Annotated in this window: 19 protein-coding genes; 9 read left to right on the top strand and 10 right to left on the bottom strand. The window is 70.8% G+C overall.

Annotated features, from left to right (window positions below; translation table 11 throughout):
* The first annotated feature begins 18 nt into the window (after window positions 1–18).
* Both J4573_RS06370 and J4573_RS06375 read left to right on the top strand, forming a co-directional pair.
* On the top strand, window positions 19–1560 hold the full coding sequence (locus J4573_RS06370) for a hypothetical protein (RefSeq protein WP_208254289.1): 1542 nt from the start codon (window positions 19–21) through the stop codon (window positions 1558–1560).
* Window positions 1561–1615: 55 nt separating this feature from the next.
* A complete protein-coding gene (locus tag J4573_RS06375) occupies window positions 1616–1855 on the top strand; it encodes a hypothetical protein (RefSeq protein WP_208254290.1) in 240 nt (79 codons plus the stop codon).
* 7 nt (window positions 1856–1862) lie between these two features.
* Here J4573_RS06375 and J4573_RS06380 read toward each other — a convergent pair whose 3' ends face one another.
* Window positions 1863–3314 (bottom strand): hypothetical protein, encoded by a 1452-nt coding sequence (locus J4573_RS06380; RefSeq protein ID WP_208254291.1) that lies wholly within the window; start codon window positions 3312–3314, stop codon window positions 1863–1865.
* A gap of 188 nt (window positions 3315–3502) precedes the next feature.
* On the opposite strand from J4573_RS06380, the gene J4573_RS06385 reads away from it, so the two are divergent.
* The 4 genes from J4573_RS06385 (at window position 3503) to J4573_RS06400 (ending at window position 8564) form a co-directional block, all read left to right on the top strand.
* Window positions 3503–4705, top strand: a complete 1203-nt coding sequence (locus J4573_RS06385; protein WP_208254292.1) for a lysylphosphatidylglycerol synthase transmembrane domain-containing protein — start codon at window positions 3503–3505, stop codon at window positions 4703–4705.
* A gap of 123 nt (window positions 4706–4828) precedes the next feature.
* A complete protein-coding gene (locus J4573_RS06390) occupies window positions 4829–5896 on the top strand; it encodes an LLM class flavin-dependent oxidoreductase (protein WP_208254293.1) in 1068 nt (355 codons plus the stop codon).
* On the top strand, window positions 5893–6972 hold the full coding sequence (locus J4573_RS06395) for a hypothetical protein (protein WP_208254294.1): 1080 nt from the start codon (window positions 5893–5895) through the stop codon (window positions 6970–6972). The genes J4573_RS06390 and J4573_RS06395 overlap by 4 nt, the downstream gene beginning before the upstream one ends.
* A 17-nt stretch (window positions 6973–6989) precedes the next feature.
* On the top strand, window positions 6990–8564 hold the full coding sequence (locus tag J4573_RS06400; RefSeq protein ID WP_208254295.1) for an AMP-binding protein: 1575 nt from the start codon (window positions 6990–6992) through the stop codon (window positions 8562–8564).
* Window positions 8565–8649: 85 nt separating this feature from the next.
* On the opposite strand, the gene J4573_RS06405 is transcribed toward J4573_RS06400, so the two are convergent.
* Together J4573_RS06405 and J4573_RS06410 are read right to left on the bottom strand one after the other, a co-directional pair.
* Window positions 8650–9066, bottom strand: a complete 417-nt coding sequence (locus tag J4573_RS06405; RefSeq protein ID WP_208254296.1) for a Zn-ribbon domain-containing OB-fold protein — start codon at window positions 9064–9066, stop codon at window positions 8650–8652.
* Window positions 9063–10223 carry a thiolase C-terminal domain-containing protein gene (locus tag J4573_RS06410; protein WP_208254297.1) on the bottom strand — a complete coding sequence of 387 codons (1161 nt, stop codon included), beginning with the start codon at window positions 10221–10223 and terminating at the stop codon, window positions 9063–9065. The genes J4573_RS06405 and J4573_RS06410 overlap by 4 nt, the downstream gene beginning before the upstream one ends.
* 305 nt (window positions 10224–10528) lie before the next feature.
* Here J4573_RS06410 and J4573_RS06415 point away from each other — a divergent pair, with 305 nt between their 5' ends.
* Window positions 10529–11053, top strand: coding sequence for a flavin reductase family protein (locus J4573_RS06415; RefSeq protein ID WP_208254298.1), 525 nt, complete (start codon window positions 10529–10531; stop codon window positions 11051–11053).
* Window positions 11054–11164: 111 nt separating this feature from the next.
* Here J4573_RS06415 and J4573_RS06420 read toward each other — a convergent pair whose 3' ends face one another.
* The 6 genes from J4573_RS06420 to J4573_RS06445 form a co-directional block, all read right to left on the bottom strand.
* Window positions 11165–12397 (bottom strand): ROK family protein, encoded by a 1233-nt coding sequence (locus J4573_RS06420; RefSeq protein WP_208254461.1) that lies wholly within the window; start codon window positions 12395–12397, stop codon window positions 11165–11167.
* A complete protein-coding gene (locus tag J4573_RS06425) occupies window positions 12397–13155 on the bottom strand; it encodes an ATP-binding cassette domain-containing protein (RefSeq protein ID WP_208254299.1) in 759 nt (252 codons plus the stop codon). The genes J4573_RS06420 and J4573_RS06425 overlap by 1 nt, the downstream gene beginning before the upstream one ends.
* A gap of 174 nt (window positions 13156–13329) precedes the next feature.
* A complete protein-coding gene (locus J4573_RS06430) occupies window positions 13330–14631 on the bottom strand; it encodes a sugar ABC transporter permease (protein WP_208254300.1) in 1302 nt (433 codons plus the stop codon).
* Between the two features lie 13 nt (window positions 14632–14644).
* Window positions 14645–15430: an ATP-binding cassette domain-containing protein gene (locus J4573_RS06435; RefSeq protein WP_208254301.1), complete on the bottom strand. Its 786-nt coding sequence runs from the start codon at window positions 15428–15430 to the stop codon at window positions 14645–14647.
* 93 nt (window positions 15431–15523) lie between these two features.
* Entirely contained in the window at window positions 15524–16612 is a 1089-nt protein-coding gene (locus J4573_RS06440) for a sugar ABC transporter substrate-binding protein (protein ID WP_208254302.1), read from the bottom strand.
* Between the two features lie 502 nt (window positions 16613–17114).
* On the bottom strand, window positions 17115–17411 hold the full coding sequence (locus J4573_RS06445; protein WP_243772501.1) for a hypothetical protein: 297 nt from the start codon (window positions 17409–17411) through the stop codon (window positions 17115–17117).
* 151 nt (window positions 17412–17562) lie between these two features.
* Between J4573_RS06445 and J4573_RS06450 the strand changes: the two genes are divergently transcribed.
* The gene (locus tag J4573_RS06450; RefSeq protein ID WP_208254303.1) at window positions 17563–18408 is read left to right on the top strand and encodes a hypothetical protein; all 846 of its coding nucleotides are present in this window, start codon (window positions 17563–17565) and stop codon (window positions 18406–18408) included.
* A 77-nt stretch (window positions 18409–18485) separates the two neighbouring features.
* Here J4573_RS06450 and J4573_RS06455 read toward each other — a convergent pair whose 3' ends face one another.
* On the bottom strand, window positions 18486–19553 hold the full coding sequence (locus J4573_RS06455) for a zinc-binding dehydrogenase (RefSeq protein ID WP_208254304.1): 1068 nt from the start codon (window positions 19551–19553) through the stop codon (window positions 18486–18488).
* A 309-nt stretch (window positions 19554–19862) separates the two neighbouring features.
* Between J4573_RS06455 and J4573_RS06460 the strand changes: the two genes are divergently transcribed.
* Entirely contained in the window at window positions 19863–22352 is a 2490-nt protein-coding gene (locus J4573_RS06460) for a M14 family zinc carboxypeptidase (protein ID WP_208254305.1), read from the top strand.
* Window positions 22353–22360 lie beyond the last annotated feature (8 nt).

Below are 22360 nucleotides of genomic sequence, written 5' to 3' on the forward strand. Positions count from 1 at the left end.
TCGTTTGATGGGATTTGGATGCGTAAGACCGCTGCCCTCGCGCTGGCCGTCGTCGTGATCGCGAAGGCCTCCCCCGCCGGCGCCGCTCCCGTGCCGGACGGGCCAGGGAAGGGCCTGCTCCCCACCTACATCGGAGGTCCCGCCACGCCGCGCGCGCTGGCCGGGAAGCCGGTGCCCGCCAATCCGCACATGGGGGCCGTCGGGCTGTCGTCGATGCACGCGGATTCGTACGCGTCCGACACTTATCCGTTCAACGGGCCACTGGGCAGGAAGCCGAAGGTCGTCTCGGAGGCCAAGGGCGGGGGCCTGCCGGGGCTGTGCTCGACGGTCACGTTCGCCAAGAGGACCGGGCTGATCGTCGCGCAGTGCACCAAGGGGCAGACCTTCACGCTGCGGCTGATCGACCCCAGGACGCTGCAGGATCTCGCGACGTACGAGCTGCCGCCGCGGCCGAGCACTGTGCAGGCCGTGTTCTCGGGGAGCCTCGACAAGGTGCTCACCGACACATCGGGCGGCGCCTATTACTACCTGGACCCGCAGGATCGCGCGGTCGTGGCGGACTCGGCGTTCCACGTACGCCGGTTCGCCCATGAGAAGGGAGCGGACGGGCAGTGGCGGTTCAAGGTCACCGATGACTGGGACCTGAACGGGCAGCTGCCGCACGACTGCGCCACCTGGACCAACCCCTGGCCGAAGGGCGAGTGCGACCCGATCACGGCGGTCGGGCCCGACTGGGGCGGGCTGATCTGGTGGATCACGCGGAACGGGCGGGTCGGCACGCTCAACCCGAAATCCGGGGCCGTCAAGAAGATCCAGTTCAAGGGCGAGGGGATCCAGAACTCGTTCGCCGCGGCCGAGGACGGGGTGTCGGTCGTCTCCGACCACGCGCTCTACCGGCTGGTGGCGGGCCAGGACGGAACGCCGCAGGTCACGTGGCGCAAGACCTATGACCGGGGCAGCGGCCGCAAGCCGGGCCAGATCGACCAGGGCTCGGGCACCACGCCCACGTTCTTCGGTGACAAGTACGTGGCGATCACCGACAACGCCGACGACCGGATGCACGTGATCGTGCGGCGCCGCGGCGACGGCGAGCTGGTCTGCCAGATCCCGGTGTTCCGCAGCGGCGCGAGCGCCACCGACAACTCACTGATCGGGTACGGGAACAGCCTGTTCGCCGAGAACAACTACGGCTACCGCAACTTCTTCGAGCTGCCGCCCGGCGGCTCGAACGCGGGCGGTGTCAGCCGGGTGGACGTGAACCCGGGCGGCAAGGGCTGCCGAACGGTCTGGGAGAGCGGCGAGCACTCCCCCTCGACCGTCGCCAAGGCCTCGGTGACCGCGGGCCTCGTCTACCTGTACGTCAAGGAGCCCCGCAAGGACCTGATCGACGCCTGGTACCTCACCGCGGTCGACGCGCACACGGGTCGTACGGTCTTCAAGGTCCTGACCGGTACCGGCAAGTGGTTCGACAACAACTGGGCCCCGATCACCCTGGGCCCCGACGGAACCGCGTACGTGGGCGTGGTCGGCGGCCTGGTCGCCGTACGGGATCAGGCGTAAGCCGCCGCTCGCCGGGAAGGCCCCTCCAAGGGAACGATCAACCTTGGAGGGGGCCATGAGCGAACGCGAGCCCGAGGACAACATCGACGACATGGGCGACGACGAGCAGGCCGACGACATCGCGCTCGCCGAGCAGAACGTCTACTCGCCGCCCGCCAACCTGGACGACGAGGACGAAGGCTCGATCGGCACCTACGAGTACGAGCGCGAGGTCACCTGGCAGGGCAACCCCGGCTTCCCCACGGAGAGCGAACCCGCCGAGGAGGCCGCCCTCCACGAGGAAGACGAGGGCTGACCAGGGGTTACGGCATGCCGGAGCGCTGCATGTCCTTGCGGTATGTGTAGTAGAGCATCCGCTTGCCGGGCTGCTCGGTGACGCTCCAGAGGCGGCCGCCGCCGCTCGAGACCGGCTCGTAGGCGAACGACTCGGCGCCGATGGTCCCGACGAGCTTGAACGGGGCCTTGCCGTCGGAGTCGCGGTCGCTGAAGATCGCGGGCGCGGAGCTCGAGGTGTTGTAGTAGATCGTGTCGCCCGTACCGCTGTGGTAGCCGGCGACGCCCTGCACGTGCAGCAGGTTGGTCTTGTAGACGACCTGCGAGACGGCCTTGCCCGAGGCGTCGGTCTTGAGCGACCCGTCGGCGTTCAGCGACCAGCGCGCCACCCGCAGCGGCCGGGAGGACGTCACGCCGCCCTTGGCCTTGTACTCGGAGACGAGCAGGCTCCCGGGCGAGGTGGTCTGGTCATAGAAGACCGTGCTGAAGCACAGGTCCTTGCTGGTCGCCGAAGGGGGCTTGCTCTCCGCCGGGCATGAGCCCGCGTTCTCCGGCGTGAACTTGTTGGTCTGAAAGAGCACGTACTTGGCGTTGTGGGCGTAGAACTTGCCGTCCGAGCCCACGCCGAGGATGTCCTTGCCGGTCGGCACCTGGTAGGTCCGGCGAACGTCGAAAACGCGGACCTCGCTGGTCCCGGCCACATAGAGGTAGTTCCCAACGAGTGCGACACCGCCGTTGTGCTGGGTCGACTCGGCCGTCCCCTGCGCCGAGGCGTCACCGCCGGGCGGCTGAGGCGGAACGACCTCCTTGGCCACCAGCTTGCCGGACGCCGTAGCCGTGGGAACCGCCAAGGTCACCGGGTCATAGGCGCCCGCCTTGTAGGCCTTGGGGCTCGGGCCGACCGTGATGCGGCCCTGGTCGGTGACCCATTTGCCGCCCTTGTTCACGCGGTGGTACCAGCTCAGCGCGATCCCGTTCAGCTGGGAGGTCTTGCTGTACGCGATGCCCTGCGGGATCCACTGTTTCTTGTTCTGGTCGGAGCCGGTCCCCGCGTCCTCGGACGTGGCGAAGCACCAGCCCGCCAGCGTCACCTTCGCGTCCAGGGCCTTGATCGCGCTCTGGGCGCCGCTCGGACAGGACTTCTTCCACGTGAACTTCCGCTTGGCGTCGGCCGCCGCCGGAGCCAGGCCGTCCTGGCGCTTCATCCCGCGCGCCGGGTTCGCGGCCATCTGGTCGAGTTCGGCGAGCGCGGCCGGGCTCACCGGGGAGGGCTTGAGCTTGAACGAGACCCCTGAGAGCGGGGAGGTGTCACCGGGGCTCGCGGCCGCAGCGGTCGCGGTCGGAGCCGCCGTCGCGCCGGGAGCCGCGGTCGTGGTCTCCCTGGGAGCCGCGGTGGCGCTGGGAGCCGCGCTCACCGCCGTCATGACGCCTGCGGCGCCGAGGGCCATCCCGAACAGCACGGTCCTGGTTGGGGGAAGCATGGGCTTCCTAACCGCGGGGTGTGGGGTGGAAAGGATCTCCGCAAACCGTACCGAAGTGGACTTTGCACTCTCATATCCACGAAGTGTGAGTGATGGGAATCACTTTTCGGTTCTGTTGCCGAAGTCGGGGAATGCTTTGGTTTGACCTGAGGTTGCGCAAGGGAGCGAGCTTGCGAGGTGACCGGGACATGAGCCAGACAGTCGCGGCGCCGACACACACTCTTGATCATGAGATTCCCGAGGCCCTCCAGGCCGGTGGTGACGACGCTCCGGCCGGATCCTGGTGGGCGCGCAGGCGCGGAACGGTCCTGCAGGTCGCGATGATCGTCATCGCGGTGGCCTCGCTCGTGGCCTTCCGCGACCAGCTCCCCGACTTCGGCGCCATCTGGTCGGCCGCGACGCACGCCGAGCCCGGCTGGCTGGTGCTGGTCGTCTTCGCCGAGGCGGCCTCGATGGGCGCGTTCGCCCGGCTGCAGCGGCGGCTGCTGCGCATCGGCGGCCTGCGGATGTCGCTGCGCCGCATCTTCGCGATCACCTACGCGGGCAACGCCCTGTCCACCACGCTCCCCGCCGGTCCCGCGGTCAGCGTGGTCTACACGTTCCGGCAGTTCCGGCGCGGCGGCGCCTCGGCCAGGCTCGCCACGGCGGTGATCCTCGCCGGGGGCGTCATCACCACGACCGCCTACACCGTGATCGGCCTGCTCGCGCTGCTGGCCGAGCCGAGCTCGCGCGGCCCGGCCCTGATGACGCTGGCGGTGCCGGCGGCGGTGCTGGCCGTTCTGGCCCCGGTGCTCTGGCACCCCGCGGCGCGTGCCCGGCTGGCCGCTCCGTTCCGCCGCCCGGTCCGCGCGATCATGGCGCACAAGAAGATCGCCCCGTACGCGGCGTGGGTGCTGGAGGCACGCGACGTGCTGCGCCCGCGCGCCCGCGACTGGGGCGCGCTCGTGCTGCTGTCGGTGCTGAACTGGGTCTTCGACATCCTCGCGCTCTTCGCCGCGGCTCGCGCCGTCGGCATCCACGTCGAGCCGCACGCGGTCACGCTGGCCTACTTCGCCGCCCAGGCCGCGGGCAGCGTGCTGCCGCTGCTGCCCGGCGGCATCGGCGCGATCGAGAGCAGCATGGCGGCGTCGCTGGTCGCGTTCGGCGCGACGCTGGCCCCGGCGGGCGCCGCGGTCGGCCTCTACCGGCTCGTCTCCTACTGGGCCGTCGTGGCGGTCGGCTGGATCGCCTGGGCCGCCCTCCAGGAGGGCCCGCGCCTGTCCGAGCGGACCAGGCGGCGGCTGTCCTCGGCCGGTCAGGCGACCCTGGCCGGTCTCGGCTCCCTCGCCTGCGCGACGCCCTACGCGATGCAGTCCGGCGTGCTGCCCGCGGGCGAGCCGCAGCGCCCCTGACGCGGGCGGGCCCGACACCCCTCAGGTAGACCCCCTGCGGTGTTTGCTGCTAATCTCCCAAGCGAGCGCTTGGTTTTTCTTCATCATCGTGAGCAGCAGAGCAACACCATCATCGGAGGCTCGATGACGTCCCTACGGGTCAGCCTTGGCTACGAACTTGAGGTGCGCGGGCGGTCCCGCGAGGTCGAAAGGCGGGCGTTCGAGAACGTCATGGACCAGGTGGTCCTCGCCGACGAGCTCGGCTTCGACACCGCCTGGTTCGTGGAACACCACTTCACCCGGGGCTTCTCGCACTCCTCCGCACCGGACCTGGTCCTCGCCGGGATCTCCCAGCGGACCGAGCGGATCCATCTGGGTCTCGGCGTCGTGCTGCTGCCGTTCCAGTCCCCGATCCGTACCGCCGAACGCGTCGCCACGCTGGACGTGATCAGCGGCGGCCGGGTCGAGTTCGGCACCGGACGCGGCGCCTCACCCCTGGAGTACCAGGCCTTCCAGCGCCCGTTCGAGCAGTCGCGCAAGCTCTGGGAGGAGTCCCTGGAGGCGGTGCTGGCGATCTGGAACGCCGACGGCGAGCCGGTCACCCGCTCCGGGGAGTACTTCGAGATCCCCGACGTCGCGGTCTACCCGCGCCCGGTACAGGAGCCGCACCCGCCGGTGTGGGTCGCCTCGACCTCGCTGGACGGCTACCTCGCGGCGGCCAAGCAGGGCTACAACCTGCTCGGCATGACCATGCTCAAGGGCCTGGACGACGTCGCCGAGGACATCGCCAAGTACAAGCAGTGCCTGGCCGACAACGGGTTCGACCCCGAGAGCCGCCGGATCGCCCTGATGATCCCGTGGTACGTCGCGCCGACGCAGCAGGAGGCGGTCGACACCGCCGCCGACCCCGTGCTCTGGTACCTGCGCCGCCAGATCAACCTGGTCGCGCCGCCCGACTACACCGACGCCCGGCACGCCACCCACCGCGTGCTCGGCCAGCAGGCCGTCGGCATGCCGCCCGAGGAGGCCATGTCCATCCTGCGCGAGCAGCTCATGGTCGTCATCGACGATGTGGAGGGCTCGCGCAAGGCGCTGGAGCGGATCGAGGCGGCGGGCGCCACCGACATCATCCTCCAGGCCCAGGTCGGCGGCCTCGCGCACGAGCACGTCACCAACTCGATGAAGCTGTTCATGCAGGAGGTCGTCAAGTGACGTCCTGGATCACCCGCGCGACGTTCCCGGCCGGCCGCAAGGCCGCCGGCCTGCTGAACGTCTCCGCCGAGGGCGACCTGGTCGCCCCGCTCGCCGCCGCCGACCACGCCGCCGCGCTGGACCTCGCGGCGCGGACGCTGCGCGCCGCGGGGCTGGGCGAGAACGACCACGTCGTGGTCGCGCTCAACAACGACGGTGAGGCGTCCGGGTCGCTGATCGCCGAGGCCGCCGCGCAGGTCGCGCAGGCCGCGGCGTCGGTCGGGGCGCGCGGCCGCATGCGGTTGCACACAGCGCTGGAGAAGGTACGGGCCACCACGCTCATCACCACGCCGACCGGCGCGATGGACTTCCTGGCCCGGCTGCACCTGGAGTTCCTGCTCGACCCGCTCGACCTGGAACTGAAGCACATCTTCCTGGTCGGCGAGATCCCGTCCGCCAACACCTCCGCGCAGCTGGCGTCGGAGTTCGAGGCGTCGGTACGGGAGCTGTACGCCGACCCGTTCCTCGGCGTCCCGATCGCGCAGCGCGCCCCCTCCGACCCGGTGTTCACGCCGGTCCAGGACGGCCTGCTCGCGCTCGCGCCGCTGGACAAGGACGCCACGCTCGACGCCCCCTACAGCGAGGGCCTCGCCGAGATCGTCGTCACGCCCGCCTGGCACTCCACGCTCGGCGACGCCACCCTGCGCACCGGTCAGGCCGTACGGCTGAACGGCGGCGAGGAGGGCGTGCCCGCCCCGGCCCACACCGCGGGCGAGCACGTGCTGATCCGGGGCCGCTGGCTGTCGGTCCCCCGGGTGGCCGCCGCGCTCACCAAGATCGACGGCGTCAGCCACTGGGACCTGCGCGTCGCCCGCGAGGGCACCCTGGACTCCGCCGCCCTCCACATCACCTTCAACCGGGACACCCTGGTGAAGAACCCCATGTGGAAGTCCCGGATCGTCCAGGCGCTCTATGCCCTCACGCCGCTGTCGATCGAGGTCGTCATCGAGCCCGAGGTCTCCGAGGAGCGCCGGCCCGGCACGGTCACCGACGTGCGCGGCCACCACCTCGGCCGCGAGCGCTCCCAGCTCTCCTGACCCGGGAAGAGGGACAGATGGATCTTCAGCCGGTGCCCGCCTGGGGCACGATCCCCCGCATGCTCCGCGACCAGGCGGCGCACCACGGCGAGGTGGAGGTCGTCGTCGCCGGCGAGACCCGGCTCACGCTCGCCGAGCTGAGGCAGCGGGCGTCCGACGTCGCGCGGGGCTTGATGGCGCTCGGCGTCGGCCCCGGCGACCGGGTGGCGGTGTGGGCGCCCAACACCCCCGAGTGGGTGGTCGCCGCGTACGGGATCTGGGACGCCGGGGCGGTCATCACCCCGCTGTCCACGCGCTTCAAGGGCATCGAGGCGGGCGACCTGCTGCGCAAGGGCGGCGCCAAAGTGCTGCTGGTGGCCGAGGGCTTCATGGGCACGTCCTACCTGGCCATGCTGGAGGAGTCGGGCGGCGACCTTCCCGAGCTGGAGCACCGGATCGACCTGTCCCCCACCAGCCCTTCGTGGCAGAAGTTCATCGAGGGCGCCGCGACGGTCTCCGCCGAGGAGAGCGAGGCGCGCGCCCTGGCGATCGGCCCCGACGACCTCGCCGAGATCATGGCGACGTCCGGGACCACCGGGAAGCCCAAGGGCGTGATGCTCCACCACGTCCAACTGCTGCGCGGCTACTGGGACTGGGCGGAGATCGTCACCCTCAAGGAGGGCGACCACTACCCGATCATCGCGCCGTTCTCGCACGGCTTCGGCATCAACGCGGGGCTGCTGGCGTGCGTCCTGCGCCGGGCCACGATGATGCCGATCGCGCTGTTCCAGCCGAACGAGCTGATGGAGCTCATCGAGCGCAACCGGATCAGCATCCTGGCCGGCGCGCCGCCGATGTTCTTCAAGATCCTGGACGAGCTGGCCGGCCCCGACGCCCGCGACGTCGGCTCGCTGCGGGTGCTGATCTGCGGCGCCGCCGCCGTGCCGGCCGACCTCATTCACCGCCTCAACGACCGGCTCGGCCTGGAGCGCATGATCAACGCGTACGGGCTCATGGAGGGCACGGTCGTCTCGATGACCCGCCCCGAGGACCCGGTCTCGGTCATCGCCGGGTCCACCGGCCGTCCCGTCCCCGGCGTGAGCGTGCGGGTCGTGGACGACGAGGGCAAGGACGTCGCGGTCGGCGACCCCGGCGAGATCTTCGTCGGCGGCTACGGCGTCATGCGCGGCTACTGGCGGGACGAGGACAAGACCGCCGAGGCCGTGGACTCCGACGGCTGGCTCCACACCGGCGACATCGGCACGCTCGACGAGCTCGGCAACGTCTCCATCGTCGACCGCAAGAAGGAGATGTTCATCGTCTCCGGCTTCAACACCTACCCGGCCGAGGTCGAGGGCCTGCTGCTGCGCTGTCCCGGCGTCGCCCAGGCCTCCGTCATCGGCGTCCCCGACGAGCGCCAGGGCGAGGTCGGCTGGGCGTACGTGGTCGCCAAGCCCGGTCAGGCGCTCGACCCGGACGCGGTCATCGCGTGGTCGCGCGACAACATGTCCAACTACAAGGTGCCGCGCCGCGTCATCCTCCTGGACGCGCTGCCCGTCAACGCCAACGGCAAGATCGACAAGCCCGCCCTGCACGCCCAGGCCGCCCAATAACACGCCGATCTTGCTCTCAGCGCCCTTTGGCGGGGGCCGGAGGGGCGCTGAGAGCAAGATCGGCGTGTTGAGGGGGCGGGCGCACCTAGGGGCGCGGGCGCCACTGGACGAGGGTCGTCTTGTCGTCCACGTCCACGAAGACCGCTTCGACGGGGAGGCCCGGCCGCAGGCCGGCCGCCTCTCCGTCGACGAGGTTGCCGTACATCAGCAGGTCCTCGCCCTCGTCCAGGCGCACCAGCAGCACGGTCAGCGGCACCTCGTCCGCGAGCGCCGGCATGAAGACCTGGTGGTTGACGATCCAGCTGTAGACCGTCCCGGTGCCGCCCGCCGGCACCCATGCGGCCGAACGTCCCCGGCACTTGTTGCACACGGCCCGCGCCGGGAAGCGAAGCGTCCCGCAGCCCTCACACCGCTGAACGGTCAGCTCGTGCCGCCGTACGGCCTCCCACCACGGCGCGGAGTCCCGGTCGGCCTCGGGGCGCGGACGCTGCTGCAGGCTCATGAGTCGCTCCTCAGGATCAGCGCCGACGTTCCGGCGAGGACATAGCCGGGCTGCGAGGTCGACAGCGCCACCTCGGCGCCGTTCACCTGGCGGTCGCCCGCGTCGCCGCGCAGCTGCGAGACCGCCTCCGCGACGTGGTTGATGCCGTGCACGTATCCCTCCGAGAGGAACCCGCCGTGCGTGTTGACCGGCAGGCCGCCGCCCGCCTCGACGTACGGGCCGCCCTCGCCCTTCTTGCAGAAGCCGTAGTCCTCGAGCTGCACCAGCACCGAGTAGGTGAAGCAGTCGTAGAGCTCGGCGACGTCGATGTCCTCGGGTCCGACACCGGCCATGGCGTACAGCCGGGGGGCGATCCGGGCGGCCTCGGTGACGGTGAAGTCGGTGCCCGCGGGCGTCGTTCCCGCGCCGGAGAAGAAGCTGTCGCCGCCGCCCCAGGCCGCGCCGGAGATCAGCACCGGCGGGCGGCGCAGGTCGCGTGCGCGCTCGCGCGAGGTGATGACGACGGCGCACGCACCGTCGGTCTCCAGGCAGCAGTCCAGCAGCCGGAACGGCTCGGCGATCCAGCGCGAGGCCAGGTAGTCGTCCAGGGTGATGGGGTCGCGCTTGAGCGCGCGCGGGTTCTTCACCGCGTTCGCGCGCTGCCGTACGGCGATCCGCCCGAACTGCTCCTCGGTGGTGCCGTAGGCGTTCATGTGCGCCCGCGCGTACATCGCGAACTGCTGCGGCGGGGCGAAGTAGCCGTACGGCGCCTGATATTGAACGTCGAATATCGGCGCCGGGGCGCGGCCCGTCCCGCCCATCCGGAACTCCGAGCGCGCGTTGATGGCCCGGTAGCAGACGATGGTCTCGGCGACACCGGAGGCGACCGCCATGGCCGCCTGCGCGAGCACCGAGTGCGAGACGCTGCCGCCGCCGAACTGGTCGAGGTACCAGGAGACCTCCGGGACGCCGAGCGCAGGAGCGACCACCCAGGGCGGCGTGGAGTCGCCCACCCGGTGCGTGGCCAGGCCGTCCACGTCGTCCACGGTCAGCCCCGCGTCGTCCAGGGCCGCGAGGATCGCGTCGGCGGCGAGGGTCAGCGTGGACACCCCCGAGTTCTTGCTGAACGGGGTGTAGCCGACACCGGCGATCGCCGTCGCGTCGCGGAAGCTCCCCACGAACACCTCCCATAACCAAGCAAGCGCTTGGCTGTTAGCGTACCATGAGACCTAGGACCACCCCCGGACCTTCGACCGATTTCCACCCGGATCGGAATCGATGGGGCCGGACGTGCCTTTAGATGACATGTGAACGACGGCGGCCCCTATCCGGCTTGACACCCGGAACCGCGCCGCCCTATCGTCCAAGCAAGCGCTTGGCTAAGAAGGGACGGGATCAGATGGCGGACGGTGCGACAGCCGCGGCCCGGGCGATCCTCCACGACTCGGCCGAACGACCCATCAGCCAGGGAGTAGATGGCCGCATGCAGCAGGCATCGCCGAACGGCTCCACCGGGGCTCCGGTGACCGACATCGACGGCGCGCGCTTCCGGTCGGTCCTCGGCAGGTTCGCCACCGGCGTCGTCGCGATCACCGCGATCGACACCGAGTCGGGTCGTCCCACCGGGCTCGCCGCCAACTCGTTCACCTCGGTCTCGCTCGACCCGCCGCTGGTGGCCTTCTGCGTGGCCCACACCAGCACCACCTGGCCGCGCCTGCGCGGCTCCGAGCGCCTGTGCATCAACATCCTCAGCGAGCCCCAGCTCGAGGTCTGCAAGCAGCTCGCGATCAAGGGCGGCGACAAGTTCGCCAACATCACCTGGACCGGTTCCCCCAGCGGCCACCCCGTCATCGAGGGCGCGCTGGCCTGGATCGAGGTCTCGGTCGAGAACGAGGTCGTCGCCGGCGACCACGTCATCGTCGTCGGGCGCGTCCACCACCTGGACAAGCACGCCGAAGGCGAGCCCCTCCTCTTCTACAAGGGCGGCTACGGCCGTTTCGACGGCTGAGCAGACCCCGCACCCCCGCAACCCCGCACCCCGCAACACGCCGATCTTGCTCTCAGCGCCCCTCCCGCCCCCGCCCAAGGGCGCTGAGAGCAAGATCGGCGTTGTTGTGCGTCAGCCGACGGACTCGGGTTCGGGCGAGCGGAGCCGCGCGAGGACCTCGATGGGGTCGTTCAGGACCTCGGCGAACGCGTGCTCGGCGGCGCCGACGAGGGTGACGTCGTCGCCGAGCGCGGCGGTACGGAGCTTCACGCGCTCGCGGGGAGCGTCCAGCGCGTTGGTGGCCATCGCGCTCCGCACCTGCGCGGCGGAGCCGAGGTAGATGTCCCGTAGGGTGCCGCCGAAGACGACCATGCCGGGGTTGAACAGGTTGACCAGGTTGGCCACGCCCCTCCCCAGCCAGTCCCCGACCCGGTGCAGCGCGTCGCGCGCCTGGATGTCGCCGCGGTCGGCGGCGTCCACCACGGCCCGTACGGCGTCGCGGCCGACCATGTCGGCGGACTCGCGGCGCCCGGCCAGCGACAGCAGGGTCCGCTCCCCCACCTCGGCCTCCAGGCAGCCGAGCGCGCCGCAGGCGCACGGGCGCCCGCCGGGGTTGACCACCATGTGGCCGATCTCGCCGCCGTAGCCCTCCTGGCCGCCGAGCAGCCGCCCGCCGACGATGATGCCGCCGCCGAAGCCCACGTCGCCGTGCAGGTAGATCATGTCCTCGCAGCCGACGCCCGCGCCGCGCTCGTGCTCGGCGATCGCGCCGAGGTTGGCGTCGTTGCGCACGGCGACCGGCAGGCCGAGCCCGAGCCGCCGCGACAGCGCGTCGCCGAGCGAGACGTCTCCGATGTCCAGGTTGGGCGCGAACCGGATCACGTCGTCGTTGCGCCGCACGGTGCCGGGGAACGCCATCGCCGCGCCCACGCAGACCGCGCCGCGGCTGGCCTTGCGTTCCAGCGCACGCGCCGCGCCCGCCAGCGCGCCGATCATCTCGTTGGTGTCGAACGCGGCGCGCGTACGGGTCGCCTCACGGCGGTCCAGGATCTCGCCGCCAAGCCCGACCCGCGCGACCGCGAGCCGGTCCACGCCGACGTCGAACGCCAGCACGTACACCCGGGTCGACTCGGGCCGGACCACCAGCGACGGGCGCCCGGCCCGGCGTCCAGGGCCGCGCGGCAGCTCCTCCCGCACCAGCCCGGCGGCGGTGAGGTCGTTGGTGAGCGCCAGGATGGTGCTGCGGTTCAGCCCCATCGTCTCGGCCAGGGTGGCGCGCGAGGACGGGCCGCGCAGGTGCACCAGGCGCAGCAGCGTGCCGAGGTTGTGCCGGCGGATCTCCTCCGGCGACGGGCCTGCCTTCATCATCCGGCCAGCCCCAGCTCCCCGCTGCGCCCGCTCGTGATCAGCTCGACCACCTGGGCATGGGTGACGTCGGCCGTGCGCACCTGGGCCGCCGTCCGCCCGAGGTAGAGCACGGCGATGCGGTCGGAGACGGCGAACACGTCGTTCATGTTGTGCGAGATCAGCACGACCGCCAGGCCCTTGTCGGCGAGGCGCCGGACCAGCTCCAGCACCTGCTGGGTCTGCGCGACGCCGAGCGCGGCGGCGGGCTCGTCCAGCACGATGACGCGGCTGTCCCACAGCACCGCGCGCGCGATCGCCACGGTCTGCCGCTGGCCGCCCGACAGCGCCGCGACCGGCTCGCGCACCGACTTCACGGTACGGACCGACAGCCGCGACAGCGTGGTGGCCGCCAGCTCCTCCATCTCGGTCTCGTCCAGCGCCAGCCCGCGGCGCCGCTCGCGGCCGAGGAACATGTTCTGGACGATGTTGAGGTTCTCGCAGAGCGCCAGGTCCTGGTGGACGATGTCGATGCCCAGGTCGGTGGCCTCGCGCGGGCTGCCGAGCCGCACCGGCCGCCCCTCGAACCGGTAGTCGCCCGAGTCGAACGAGTAGACGCCCCCGATGCAGTTGACCAGCGTCGTCTTGCCGGCTCCGTTGTCGCCGACCAGCGCGGTCACCTCGCCCGGGTAGGCACTGAAACTGACGTCGTGCAGGACCTTGACGGGACCGAAGCTCTTGTCGATTCCGCGCAGATCCAGAAGAGGGGACATGGACATGCCCTGCGGCTCCCACCGTGACGCTCCCCCGAGCACGGAGAAGCGGCCGTGGTCAGTGAGAGTACCAGTCACGTCCCCTCGCGACCGATGCGCGAGCGGCGCCGAGGCGGCCTCTTCACCGTTGGTGGAGAAGCCGCCGTCGGCGCCGCGGAACACCCGCCTGAAAGGCACGGCTCAGCGTCCGCCGGTCGCCGAACGCCTGCGGCGTGCCAGCGCGTCGATGCTCGCCGCGAACAGCAGCACGCCGCCCGTGATGAGCATGTTGAGGTAGGCCTTGGCGCCGAGCAGGCCGAGCCCGTTGGCGATGATCGAGACGACCAGGCCGCCGAGGATCGCGTCGCGCACCTTGCCGCGCCCGCCGAACAGGCTCGTACCGCCGATGACCGCCGCGCCGACCGCGTACAGCAGGTCGTTGCCCGCGCCCGCGCCGGTCGCGACCGAGTTCAGCCGGGAGGCCGCCACGATGCCGCTCACCGCGGCCATCGTCGAGCAGATCATGAAGACCGAGATGCGCAGCCGGCTCACGTTGATGCCCGCGCGGCGCGCCGCCTCGGCGTTGCCGCCGACCGCGTACAGGTGCCGGCCGTAGGGGGTGCGGGCGAGCGCGAACGTGGCGATGATGAACAGCACCGCGACCAGCAGCACGCCCCACGGCACGCCGTGCAGCACGATGAACGGGCTGGGCGCGCGGTCCAGGCCGAGCAGGTAGGTGCCGAACAGCAGCGCGGCGCCGACCACCACGACCTGCGCGACCACGAGCTGGATCGGGCGCGCCGACACGCCCCGCGAGCGCTGCCGCTGCCAGCGGCGCAGCTGCACGGCCGCGTAGCCCGCGGTGCACCCGATCGCCAGCAGCCAGCCCGCCCAGATCGGCATGTTCTTGTTGGCCAGCGCCACGACGACGTTCTCGCGGACCGGCACCGTGCCGCCCTCGCCGATCAGCTTCAGCGTGACGCCCTGCAGGCCGAGGAACAGCGCCAGCGTGACGACGAACGACGGGATGCGGATCACCGAGACCAGCCAGCCGATCGCCGAGCCGATGACCAGGCCGGACGCGAGCGCGACGAGCACCGCGACGTACCAGGGCTGGTCGGCGTCGACCATCAGCTTGGCCATGATGGCCGAGCACATGCCGCCGGTGACGCCCGCCGACAGGTCGATCTCGCCGAGCAGCAGGACGAAGACCAGGCCCATGGCCAGGATCGTCACCGGCAGCGCCTGGGTGAACAGGTTGGCGATGTTCTGCGCGCTGAGGAAGGTGTTCGGGCGTAGCGCGTAGAAGAGGATGATCAGCGCGACCATGCCGAGGATGGCGGGCAGCGCGCCGAGCTCTCCGGCGCGCACCCGGACGAACCAGTCCTGCGCGGCCGACCTCACGTCGAGCGTCCTGCGGTCGCTCGCGAAGTCGGAGTCCGCCAGCTTGGCGGCGGCCTCCTTCGAGCCCTTGGAGGTGTCGATCTTTGTTTCCTTGGACATCAGGGGGTCCCGTTCAGAGGTTCTCGGCGGCGGTGACCGGAGCGAGTCCGAGGTCCCCGGACCGTCCCGCGGTGATGAGCTCGACGACCTGGGCGGTGGTGACGTCGGTGCGCTTGACGTCGGCCGCGACCCGGCCGAGGTAGAGCGCGGTGATCCGGTCGGCCACCTCGAACACGTCGTTCATGTTGTGGGAGATCAGCACGACCGCGTGGCCGGTGTCGGCGAGGCGGCGGACCAGGTCCAGGACCTGGCGGGTCTGCGCGACGCCGAGTGCGGCGGTCGGTTCGTCCAGGATCACCACCTTGGAGTCCCAGAGCGCGGCCTTGGCGATCGCGACGGTCTGCCGCTGGCCGCCGGACAGGCTCGCGACCTGCTGCCGCACGGACTTGACCGTGCGGACCGAGAGGCGGGCGAGGGTCTCGCGCGCCGCCTCCTCCATCGAGTCCTCGTCGAGCACGATGCCGTTGGTGCGCTCGCGCCCGAGGAACATGTTCTGCACGATGTCGAGATTGTCCGCCAGCGCGAGGTCCTGGTAAACGACCTCGATGCCGAGGGCGGCCGCGTCGCGCGGGCTGCCGATCTCCACCTTCCTGTCCTCGAACTCGATCTCGCCCGAGTCCATCGGATGGATCCCGGCGATGCACTTGATCAAGGTCGACTTGCCCGCGCCGTTATCGCCGACGAGCGCCATCACCTGACCGGTGCGCACGGCGAAGTCCACGTCGTGGAGCACGTGCACGGGACCGAAGCTCTTGTTGAGCCCGGTCAGGCGGAGTACGGGGTTGCCGTTGTCTGCCACGCGTTTCCCTCCTGGGGTTCCGTTGGACCCGTGGCGAGCCGGGGTCGTGGGGGCGGGGCCGCCGGCTCGCCACGGGGTGTCAACGGAGGGTCGTCACTGGATGCCTGCGGCCTGGCACTTGGCGGCGTAGGCGCCCTTGCACAGCTCGTCCTTCTTGACGAAGCCGTCGTCGACGACCACCTTCATGTTCTCCTTGGTCACGCCGATCGGGGTGAGCAGCACCGACGGGACCTGACGCTTGCCGGTCGTGTCGTCGGCGGTGCCGTTGGTCTCGCCCTTCTGGCCCTTCAGGAGCGCGATGGCCAGCTTGGCCGCCGCGTCGGTCTCCTGCTTGATCGGCTTGTAGACCGTCATGCACTGGGTGCCGTCGAGGATGTTCTGCAGCCCCTGGACGGTCGCGTCCTGACCGGTGACCGGCACCTTGCCGGCCTGGTCGTTCTTCTTCAGGATCGAGATGGCCGCGTTGCCGACGCCATCGTTGGCGGCGAGCACACCGTCGATCTTGCCGCCCTTGGCGGTCCACATCTGCTCGAAGATCGTGGCGGCCTGCTGGTTGTCCCAGTCCGGCACGGCCTGCTCGGCGACCTTCTTGTAGGCGGTCTTGGCGTCGAGCACCGAGTGCGCGCCCTTGGCGAACAGGGTCGCGTTGTTGTCGGTCGGCGCGCCGTTCAGGTAGGCGATGTTGGACGGCTTGCCGCCCAGGCACTTGTCCAGGCCCTTGCCGAGCTCCTCGCCGACCTTGGTGTTGTCGAACGAGACGTAGTAGTCGGAGACGCCGCCCAGCGTGAGCCGGTCGTAGTCGATGGTCTTGACGCCCTGCGCCTGCGCCTTGCGCTGGACGGCGGCGGCCGAGTTGGAGTCCAGGCCGTCCACGATCAGGACCGTGACGCCGTTGGTCAGCATCTGGTCGGCGATCGTCTGGAAGCGCTGGGTGGAGCCTTCGGCGTTCTGGATGTCGGACTGGACGCCGGCCGCGTCGAAGGACTGCTTGAGGAACGGCCGGTCGAAGCTCTCGTACCGGGCGGAGGACTTGGTGTCCGGCAGGATCACGCCGATCTTGCCCTTGGCGCCGCTGCCGGAGGACGCCGAGCCCTTGCTCCCGCCGTCGTCGCCTCCGCAGGCGGCGAGAGTGAGCGCGGCCGCCACGGATACGGCGCCGAGGCCGAGGATCCCCTTGCGCATCTGCACGGGTCCTTTCTAGGTGCGGCCACGCCCGTGGCCGCGGAACTGAACAGGGTGGGTCATTCAGCGCGCGCCACCGATGAGCAAGATCAGCAAGCCATCGGTGCGAATGTTGTGACCCGCAACATATGTCGCGTTCGCGACGGAAGTCGACCCCTGGCAAGGGTGAATTTGTTGTTGGCAGTAACAATCACGTAACGCGGCCGTCATCGAACGGGCGAGTTGATGTTCCGGCAGGTCGCCCGTGCTCCCCTCCGCCCCGGAGCTCTGCTCGACGGGACGGGCGATGCGGGCGGTGCATGAGTGCGAGGGTGCGGGACGCGGGTCTGGACGGGCGATCAGGCGCCCGGACCGGGAGGGGGAATGTTTCGCGGCCCAACATTTCGATCACCGGTGGGCCCGGCGCGCGGGATCGCGATCGGCCCAGCTTGAGGACCGGACCACGACGTGATCATGCAGACCTTCCGGAGTGCGCCGGAACCCCCCTGCATGATCACGTCGTTCAGTTGACGGCCAGAACCCGTGCGATCCGGTCCGCGGCCGCAGGCGCGTCGGAGGCGGCGGCGATGCGCTCCGCCCACGACCACCAGTACCACCAGCCGTCCGCGCCCCGCTCCGCCAGGATGTTCTCCGTGAGGGCGGACGCGTCCGGGTTCATCACGTGCAAGCTCGGAGCCTGGCCGCGGGGCACGTTCAGCCGCACCCGGAATCCGCGCCGGACCAGTTGCTCGCCGAGCTCTTCCAGATATTCCATCCGCGTCTTCACTAACGCGGCGGTTCCCGTATCGTCAGGCGTCATCCTTGATCTCCGTTGGACGTCGCGTGGCCCGACGGGGCCCACTCTGGCCGGTATCGGGTCCGTCCGCAAGCACTTCGGCCCAGGTCAGCGAGGTGGCGCGTCGTGAGGCGAGCATCCGGGATATGTTTCGCGTTGTACACATGACGGGCAGATGGGGGCATACACGGTGGCAGTCCCGGGACCGGATCCGAAGCTGACGCGGCCGGACCAGCCGCTTCCACCCCGTCCGGGTGGCGGCGCCACACCGGTCCTGGCGAACCCGCTGCCACCCGCGCCGACCCCCGGGAACGGGAACTGGCACCGTTTCCACATCCCCATCGGCGTGTTCCTGGTGGCGTACGGGGTGACGAGCCTGCTGTTCGCCGTCATCGGCTGGTCCGACAAGCGCGACGAGATGGCCGGCTACCTCGGCTCGGGCGCGTCCTCCGGCGCGCTCATCGCCGTCAAGGCGGTCGAGGTCCTGCTCCTGGTCGTCACGATCGCCGGGATCGCGCGCCGCAAGGACGTGTGGCTGCTGCCCGCGCTGGCGGGCTGGATCCTCGGCTTCGCGGTCTTCTGCGTACTGGACGTCTCCAAGGGCAAGTGGTCCGGCCTCGCCGAGCACGTGGTCTACCTGGCGGGCTTCGTGCTCCTGCTGTTCATCTCGTACGGGCTGAGCGTGAAGGCGCGCGTCGCACGCGGTCACCGGCCGCCCCCGCCCGGATCGCTGGGCAAGCCCGTGGCGGGCCCGAGCATGCCCCGGCTGACCCGCACCCAGGAGATGGCCCTGGCGGCCATCAACCGCTGGCAGCGCCACCCCGCGCCGGGCGGGCAGCCCGGACAGCCCGGGCAGGCCGGGCAGGCCGGGCAGGCCGGGCAGGCCGGGCAGGCCGGGCAGGCCGGGCAGGCCGGGCAGGCCGCGCCCGGCGAGCAGTCCGCACCGCCCGCACCGCCCGCACCGTCCGGCCACGCCGCTCCGCCCGCACCACCCCCGCCCCCCGCACCCCCAGCGCCCTGACAACACGCCGATCTTGCTCTCAGCGCCCTCTGCGGCACCGAATGAGGGCGCTGAGAGCAAGATCGGCGTGTTGGGGGTCAGGGGATGACGACGATCTTCGCGTGCTCCTCGGGGTCGGCGAGGTCGTGGAAGGCCCCGGCGACGCCGTCCAGGCCGACCGTCCCGGTGATGATGGAGCCCGCGTCGATCCGGCCCTCGGCGATGTCGTGCAGCGTCGCCTCGTACTCCTTCGGCATCGCGCCGAAGGTGCCGCGCACGGTCAGCTCCTTGCTCACCGCGACGCCCGGCTCGATCCGGTCGCTCTGCATGCAGACGCCGACCAGCATGACCGTGGATCCGGCCGGGGCGCCCTCGATGACCTGCTGAAGGATCCCGGGCACGCCCACGCACTCGAAGACGACGGCCGACCGCGCCTCGACGCCGAAGATCTCGCTCGCCATCCGTTCCACCGTGCTGGTCGGCACGCCGAGGTCGGCCCAGCGGTCGTACGGCGAGGCGGTCGCGGGGTCGATCAGCTCGTCCGCGCCCAGGCCCTCGGCGAGCGCGCGCCGCCGCGGCGAGAAGTCCACCGCGATGACCGGCCCGTGGCCGCGCGCCTTCAGCTGCGCGACGACGCCGAGCCCGATCGGCCCGAGCCCGAGCACGACCGCGACGTCGTCCGCGCCGATGCCGCTGCGCGCGACGGCCCGGGTGGCGACCGAGAACGGCTCGGTGAGGGCGGCGACCTTCGGGTCGAGCCCGTTCGGCACGGCCATCGTCAGGCCCTCGTTCAGGATCATGTACTCGCCGTAGCCGCCGGGGAACATCGGCGCGTACCCGATGATGCCCGCGCCCTGCGGCCCGATCCCGATCGGCGGCCCGCACACCACGGTCCCGACCGGCAGCGTCTGCTCGGTGCCGGGCCCGTACGCGACGATCTCGGCCGCGAACTCGTGCCCGAAGACCAGCCCGTCGCGCGGGTCGTACGGCGTGCCGCCCGACCGCCGCGCGGTCTCCATGAACGCGTCCGGATCGGCGAGCGCGTGCAGGTCGGACCCGCAGATCCCGCAGGCGAGCGTCCGGACGAGCAGCTGCCCCTCCAACGGCTCCGGATCGGCCACCTCGGTGACGACCATGCTGTTGTCCTTGGTCAGCGCGGCGCGCATCGCACCCTCCACCCTCAACGACGTCGGCCCCCGGCACCTGAAACCGAACCATGTTCGCCGCGGGGTCGGCAACTTACCCTGCCACCTTCTTGTGGGGGGACGACCCCCCACACCCCCCGGCAAGACCAGGTGGCATGAACTCGCTTCGCTCGTTCATGCCACCGGGCGCTGGCGCCATCATCGGACCTCCCGCGTCAACGAGGCAAGCCGCTCAATCGATCAGTTGATCTTGGCAGGAGTTGCCATTGGTCGCCGATTTGCCCGGTGCCAGCTTTGGGGCTCATGAGAGCCCGAAACATCGCGTGGTCAGTGCTTCTGTCCACGTCGCTCGCGGTTCCGGCGTCACTGGTGACGTCGGCCGCGGCACAAGCATCGCCATCTTCGGCCCCCTCCTCATGCGACCCGACGCAGACCACCCCCGTCTACCGGGGCAAGGTCCCCTCCCCCAAGCAGGTCCTCGGCTTCGAACTCGGTGACAAGGAGGCCACGGCCGCCGAGTCCGACAAGTACCTGGAGGCCGTCTCCTCCTCCAGCGAGCGCGTCATCTCCGGCACGCTCGCCCGCACCGCGCAGGGCCGGCCGCTGAAGTACGCGATCGTCGGCCGCCCCGGCCTGCTGAGCAGGGCCGGGCTGGACAAGGTCCGCGGCCAGGCGAACGCGCTGCGCGACCCGCGCACCCCCGACAAGGTCGCCAGGAAGATCGCCGCCCGCGGCGTGCCGATCCTGTGGGTCTCGGGCAACGTGCACGGCGACGAGCCGAGCGGCACCGACGCGGCCCTGAAGGTGCTGCGCGACCTCGGCGACCGCAAGGACTGCGCGGCGACCTCGATCCTGGAGAACGCCCTCGTCATCGTCCTGCCGACGCAGAACCCCGACGGGCGCACCCTCAACACCCGCCAGAACGCCTACGGCTTCGACATGAACCGTGACTGGTTCGCGCGCACGCAGCCGGAGACCGACGGCAAGCTGGCGATGCTGAACAAGTTCCCGCCGTCGCTCTACATCGACGCGCACGAGATGGGCGGGACGTCGTTCTTCTTCCCGCCGAACGCCGACCCGATCTACCACGAGACGCCCGAGCAGTCCGTCGGCTGGATCAACGACATCTACGGCGCCTCGATGGCCGCCGAGTTCAAGCGGCAGGGCATCGACTTCTTCAACCGCGACACCTACGACCTCTTCTACCAGGGGTACGGGGACTCGGTGCCGACCACCGGCTTCCTCGCCGCCGGCATGACCTACGAGAAGGGCGACGAGAGCCCCTACCCCGAGCGGGTCAAGGAGCAGTACCTCACCCAGTGGGTCTCGCTGTCGGCCGCGGTGCGCAACAAGACCAAGATCCTCAGCGAGACTCGCGCGATGGCGGTCGACGCCTACAGCCAGGGCAAGGCCGGGAAGCTGGAGCCCAACCAGATCTACAACCCGCCGAACCAGATCGACCGGCAGGTGCCCGACCGCAAGGTGCGCACGTACTTCCTGCGCGATGACGACCGCGCCAAGCGGGCCGAGGTGCAGACGATCGTCCGGCGGCTGCAGCGCATGAACGTGACCGTGCAGCGGCTCACCCGGCCGCTCGGCGTGCCGGACTACAAGGCGTACGGGCGTGCCGAGGCCAAGACCACGCTGCCCGCCGGCACGTACATGATCTCGATGGCGCAGGGCCAGAAGCACTGGATCCAGGCCATGCTGAACGAGGACTCCTACACCCCGTTCCCCTACTTCTACGACGTGACGGCGTGGAGCATGCCGCTGCTGCAGAACGTGTCCGGCGGCTCGTCCGGCGCCGAGTTGAAGGCGCACGCCTCCCGGGTGCCGCAGCTGCCCGAGCCGTCGACCGCGCAGCACGGCACGAAGCCGAAGATCGGCATCCTGGCGCTGTCGTCCACCTCCTCCAGCGCGCGCCAGTCGGTCGGCTGGCTGCGCAGCCGCTTCGACCGGCAGTGGAAGCTGCCCTACACCGTGCTGACCCCGGCGGACGTGGCCGCGGGCAAGCTCGCGGGCACGCAGGTGCTGCTCACCCCGAACGGCCCGGTGCAGGCCGGCTACGACGCGCTGGGCGACGCGGGCCGCAAGGCGCTGCAGGCCTGGACGCAGAACGGCGGCCGCTACATCGGCTGGCAGGGCGGCACGCAGCTCGCGGCGCGGCTCGGCCTCACCACCGCGACGCTGACCGACCCCACGTCCGACATCCCGGGCACGATGTTCCGGGTGACGGTGGACGGCAAGAGCCCGCTCGCCAAGGGCGTGGGCGGCTCGGCGTGGAACTTCACCTCCTATGACCCGGTGATGAAGGCCTCCAGTGGCGTCGCGGTCTCCTACCCGGCCGTGAACTCGCCCGAGTGGTTCGTCTCCGGCTACCAGAAGGGCGCCGAGGAGCTGGGCGGGACGGCGGCGGTCGTGGACCAGCCGGTCGGGAAGGGCCGTTCGGTGCTGTTCGCCGCCGAGCCCAACTTCCGGGCGTTCAGCGACGGCACCGCCAAGCTGCTGCTCAACGCGATCACCGGGCCGAACCCGAGGAACGTGGCCGCCAAGACCCTCGCCGCGCCGTCCCCGAAGGCCGCGGGGTCCTGGTTCGAGTCCCCGATCCGGGTCTCGGTCCAGACGGCCGACGCGGGCAAGGCCGCGGGCGTGCTGCGCTCGCTCGGCGCGAAGTGGACCGAGACCCGTTCGGGTGACGTCGTCCACTACGTGATCGACAACCCGAGCGGCCTGTCGGCGGACCATCACCCGTTCGCGGGCCGGATCCCGTCCCTGATCCGCAAGGCCGGGATCACTCCTGTGGCGGTGGTCCTCCCGTAGGGGTGAAC

It is taken from the genome of Actinomadura barringtoniae, assembly GCF_017573505.1.
Lineage (GTDB): Bacteria > Actinomycetota > Actinomycetes > Streptosporangiales > Streptosporangiaceae > Spirillospora > Spirillospora barringtoniae.